This is a genomic window from Candidatus Schekmanbacteria bacterium (genome assembly GCA_003695725.1).
In the GTDB taxonomy this organism is placed as follows: domain Bacteria; phylum Schekmanbacteria; class GWA2-38-11; order GWA2-38-11; family J061; genus J061.
This window is the reverse complement of sequence record RFHX01000209.1, coordinates 1-4,249: the sequence shown is the minus strand read 5'-3', so window position 1 is coordinate 4,249 and position 4,249 is coordinate 1. Positions and strand designations below refer to the sequence as shown.

At 35.0% G+C, this 4,249-nt stretch carries 4 protein-coding genes; 2 read left to right on the top strand and 2 right to left on the bottom strand.

Annotated features, from left to right (window positions below; all coding sequences use genetic code 11):
* On the bottom strand, window positions 1-1,246 hold a 1,246-nt coding region (locus D6734_08345), incomplete at its 3' end, for an insulinase family protein (GenBank protein RMF94224.1).
* 140 nt (window positions 1,247-1,386) lie between these two features.
* Between D6734_08345 and moaC the strand changes: the two genes are divergently transcribed.
* Together moaC and D6734_08335 are read left to right on the top strand one after the other, a co-directional pair.
* A complete protein-coding gene (gene moaC, locus D6734_08340) occupies window positions 1,387-1,869 on the top strand; it encodes a cyclic pyranopterin monophosphate synthase MoaC (protein ID RMF94223.1) in 483 nt (160 codons plus the stop codon).
* Between the two features lie 59 nt (window positions 1,870-1,928).
* Window positions 1,929-3,290 (top strand): cation:proton antiporter, encoded by a 1,362-nt coding sequence (locus D6734_08335; GenBank protein RMF94222.1) that lies wholly within the window; start codon window positions 1,929-1,931, stop codon window positions 3,288-3,290.
* 8 nt (window positions 3,291-3,298) lie between these two features.
* Here D6734_08335 and D6734_08330 read toward each other — a convergent pair.
* Window positions 3,299-4,249, bottom strand: a 951-nt coding sequence (locus D6734_08330; GenBank protein ID RMF94221.1) for a LysM peptidoglycan-binding domain-containing protein, incomplete at its 5' end; no start/stop codon positions are given.

Sequence of the window (4,249 nt, the reverse complement as noted above, 5' to 3'; positions counted from 1 at the left end):
TTACTCTTTTTAAATATTTTTCCTCAAAGTTTATATCTCCTGTAAGCGTTATATTACTTCCAATATTCTGGGCTATTCCGTTTACTGTTTCTTGAGCATAAATTGTACTGCTTTCTATGGAGGTTTTTGCTTTTTGAAGTTCATTTTCATCTATTTCTTCAGCCGTTATTTTTTTTAATTCTTTCAATGTAGTGAGGAGAGCTTTGTCTAATTTATTTGGTTCCGTAGAAAGACTGACTATGAAGAGCCCCGGATTCTTTGGTGTCATTGAGTATGCATAAACTGAGTTAGCCAAAGCAGATTCAAGTTTCAACTTTTTATAAAGCCGTGAACTATCACCTTCTCCAAGTATAGAAGCCAGAAGATCAATCGCTGGAACATCTTTTGAGGCAATTCCGGGAATATGAAAAGCTATTTTAACAAATGCTTGTTTTACCGATTTTTTTGCAGTTTTAAATTTCAATTCTTTTTGAGATGGTTCTTTTGGCAGAGGAGTGTTTTTCAACGGCTTGTCTTTGAAATTTTTAAAGGCTTCAGCAGCTTTTTTAAAAGCTTCGTTGCAGTTTACATCTCCTGCAATAACAAGAGTCATATTGGAGGGGATATATCTCTCTTTATAGTATTTCATTAAAGTGTCTCTTGTTACTGCGCTTACTGTTTCTTTATATCCAATTACAGGATACCTGTAAGGATGGACATCGTAGGCAGTCAGGAATAGTCCCTTATAAGAACTTCTTTCAGGGTCATCTTCACCCATTCTTATCTCTTCAAGAACAACCTTTTTTTCTTTTTCAAGTTCTTTTTCATCTAATTCGGAGTTCATTATTGCATCTGAAATTATGTCAATGCCTGTGTCGAAAAAGCGGCTTGCAATCGTAAGATAATAGACTGTTACATCTTTTGATGTGAAAGCATTAATCATTCCTCCAGCGCTGTCTATTTCTTTGGCTATTTCACCTACTTTCCGTTTTTTTGTTCCTTTGAAAAGCATATGCTCCAAAAGGTGTGACATTCCGCGTGTTTTATCGTTTTCATAACTGCTTCCAGTTTTTACCCACATATGAAATGAAACCACAGGAGACGAATGTGTTTCTTTAACTATTACCTTTAGTCCATTTTTAAGTGTTTTAACTTTCATATTGTCCTTACTATTTCCTTTCCTATATGAAAAAGATGAACAACTCGTAAAAGGAAAAAGAATTAAGATAGCCAAAATAAGATAACATATTCTTTGGAGACTTTTCATTTTTTTTATCCTTTTTAAAATCCTAATTTTATTTTTTTTGAATTTAGCTATTTTTGATTAAAAAGCAAGATAGATTAATATTGACAAGACACTGTTTTTCTTTATAGAAAGCTAAAAGTTTTATCTTTTTGGAGATGAAAATGGCTCGTTTTACACATTTTGATGAAAAGGGCGCTTCTCGAATGGTCGATGTCAGTGCTAAAAAACCGACTTTGAGGACTGCGCAAGCACAAGGCATAGTATCATTGGGGAAAGAAGCATATTCGATGTTAAAGGATAAGAAGATTGCAAAAGGAGATGTCTTGGAAGTATCTCGTCTTGCAGGAATAATGGGCGCAAAGAAAACGAGTGAATTGATCCCTTTATGCCATCCTTTGAAAATAACCTCTGTAAGTATAGATTTTGAACTTTTTGATGAAAATTGTGAAATTAAAGTTGTTTCAACAGTGAAAGCAGTGGATATTACAGGAGTTGAAATGGAAGCACTCACTGCTGTAACGGTTGCAGCATTGACCATTTATGATATGTGCAAGGCAGTAGATAAGGCAATTGAGATAAAAGATATTTATCTAATCGAGAAGACAGGAGGGAAAAGCGGAACTTTTAGAAGAAAAGAAAAGTAAAGTTTTTCTATGATTAAAGGGCTAACATTTGATAATTCAACAAAAATTAAAGGAAAAAAATGAGTTCAAGAAATATAATTGTTCTAACACTCTTTCTGCTATTGGTTTTTCTGCCATTTTTTTCTTCGGTTAGTGCGTTGTCTGAAACTGATGGTGCTGTTATTGAAGGACATAATGTTGTCTCCAATGAAGTTTCTCAAGAAAAATCGGCAGAGCATATAGAAACTGGTCATATTGATCCGGTAACTCCTGTCCTACTATGGCTAATAGTTATTTTATTGGGAGCCAAGGTTGGAGGGGAAATATTCGAAAGGATAAAACAGCCGCCTGTATTGGGTGAGCTCATTGCAGGAGTGCTGATTGGGAATTTTTATTATCTAACGGGGATTGATATTTTTCAACCTATTGCTTCTGATCTCTACATTGATATTATTTCAAGAATTGGAGTTATAATACTTTTATTCGAAGTGGGATTGGAATCAAGTTTGGAAGATATGATGAAGGTCGGATGGAAGTCCTTTTGGGTTGCAACAGTAGGAGTAATTGCTCCTTTTGTCCTTGGCTACTTTGTAAGTCTATATTTTTTCCCTGAAAAAAACACAAATGTCCATATCTTTATAGGAGCAACCTTGTGCGCAACAAGTGTTGGAATTACTGCAAGAGTGTTTAAAGACCTTGGGAAGATTTCATCGAAGGAAGCTCAAATAGTTCTTGGTGCGGCTGTTATAGATGATGTTATGGGGCTTGTGATTTTGAGCATTGTTTCAGGAATAATCATATCAGGTTCGATTAGTTTACTTTCTGTATCATATATCACTTTGAAAGCAGTATTGTTTCTTGCTGTTGGTATTTTAGCGGGAATCAAGGTGGCGCCACTCATAACCAAACAAGCTTCAAAGATGAAAGTTGATGGGTTAAAGATAGTGCTTGCTTTAAGCATTGCTTTTCTTTTTTCCTATGTAGCAAGCAAAATAGGTTTAGCGCCGATTGTAGGTGCTTTTGCCGCAGGTTTAATACTTGAAGAGGTTTATTTTGAAGGTTTTAAAGATGCCCAGAAGCTCGATGAAATTATAAAACCAATTTCTTCTTTTCTTGTCCCTGTGTTTTTTGTCCTTATGGGAATCCAGGTCAAACTTGAAACTTTTACCAATGTTAAGATACTGGGAGTTGCGGCTGGAATCACAATTGCGGCATTTGTTGGCAAACAAGTATGTGGTTTTGTAACGGGCAAGGGAGTTAATCGATTGTGTATAGGTATATCAATGGTGCCAAGAGGTGAAGTGGGATTAATCTTTGCCGCTATTGGGAAGCAGCTTGGAGTAGTAAATGACGCTGTTTTCAGTGCAGTTGTTATAATGGTTATTGTTACTACATTGATTACTCCGCCACTGATAAAGTTCAGTTTAAGTCGGGAAAAATAAAGGTCTTATTAGGAACTTAGAAATTCTTTCTTGTAGATTTTTAGCTTTTGACTTGGACGCAGCTTTCTTGCTGAGCGTATATTATTCCATTCCATAATATTTGCAATTGAGACACCATATCTTTTTGCAATTACCCAAAGGGTTTCCCCTTTTTTTACTTTATGGATTATATATCCTGTTGATTCATTTTCATTTTTGGCAATTCTAACTTTTGTTGAAGATGATTCAGATGAATCTGATTCAGCAAGATTTATCCTCAATTCATCACCCGGCATCAGTCTATTTGAATATTTTAGATTATTCCATCTTTTTATATTTTCAATCGATACTCCATATTTTTTGGAGATAGACCAGAGACTGTCTCCTTTTTTGACTTTATATATGATTGTTTCATTGGTGCTTGAATTTTTCGATTCCGTTCTTTGAACAGTAGAATTCTTTTTTGATGACAGCGCTACTCTTTCTAAATACACTTTGATAGGTTGTCCGGGTTTAATTCTATTTGCGTATCTAATATTATTCCATTTCATTAAAGATGAAATAGTAACACCATATTTTCTTGAAATAAGCCAAAGATTTTCACCTCTTCTTACTTTATGGATAATATAACGGCCTGATTGATCTTTTTTTGCATTATTGATTTGTGCTGTATCTATCTGTGGAGTTATCTCTTTTGAAGTAAGTCCTGCATAGACTTTAAGCCGTTGATTGGGAAATATTTTCTTTGCCGATTTAAGATTGTTCCATCTCATAATACTTGATACTGTAGTGCCGTATTTTCTTGCAATATGAGATAATGTTTCTCCTCGTCTAACGAGATGAATTACGAGCTCTCCAATAGGATAGTTCGCAGTGCTTTTGAATCCTCTATTCCACTTGTTTGGCACAAGGATTGTTTGCCCTACTCTGATTAACCGAGGATTTCTGATATTGTTTGCTTCTGCAATCACTCCTATAGG

What these genes read in the sequence shown, in the direction of transcription:
- moaC (RMF94223.1), top strand. Translation starts at nt 1,387, where the DNA reads ATGGCTCGTTTTACACATTTTGATGAAAAGGGCGCTTCTCGAATGGTC.
- D6734_08335 (RMF94222.1), top strand. Translation starts at nt 1,929, where the DNA reads ATGAGTTCAAGAAATATAATTGTTCTAACACTCTTTCTGCTATTGGTT.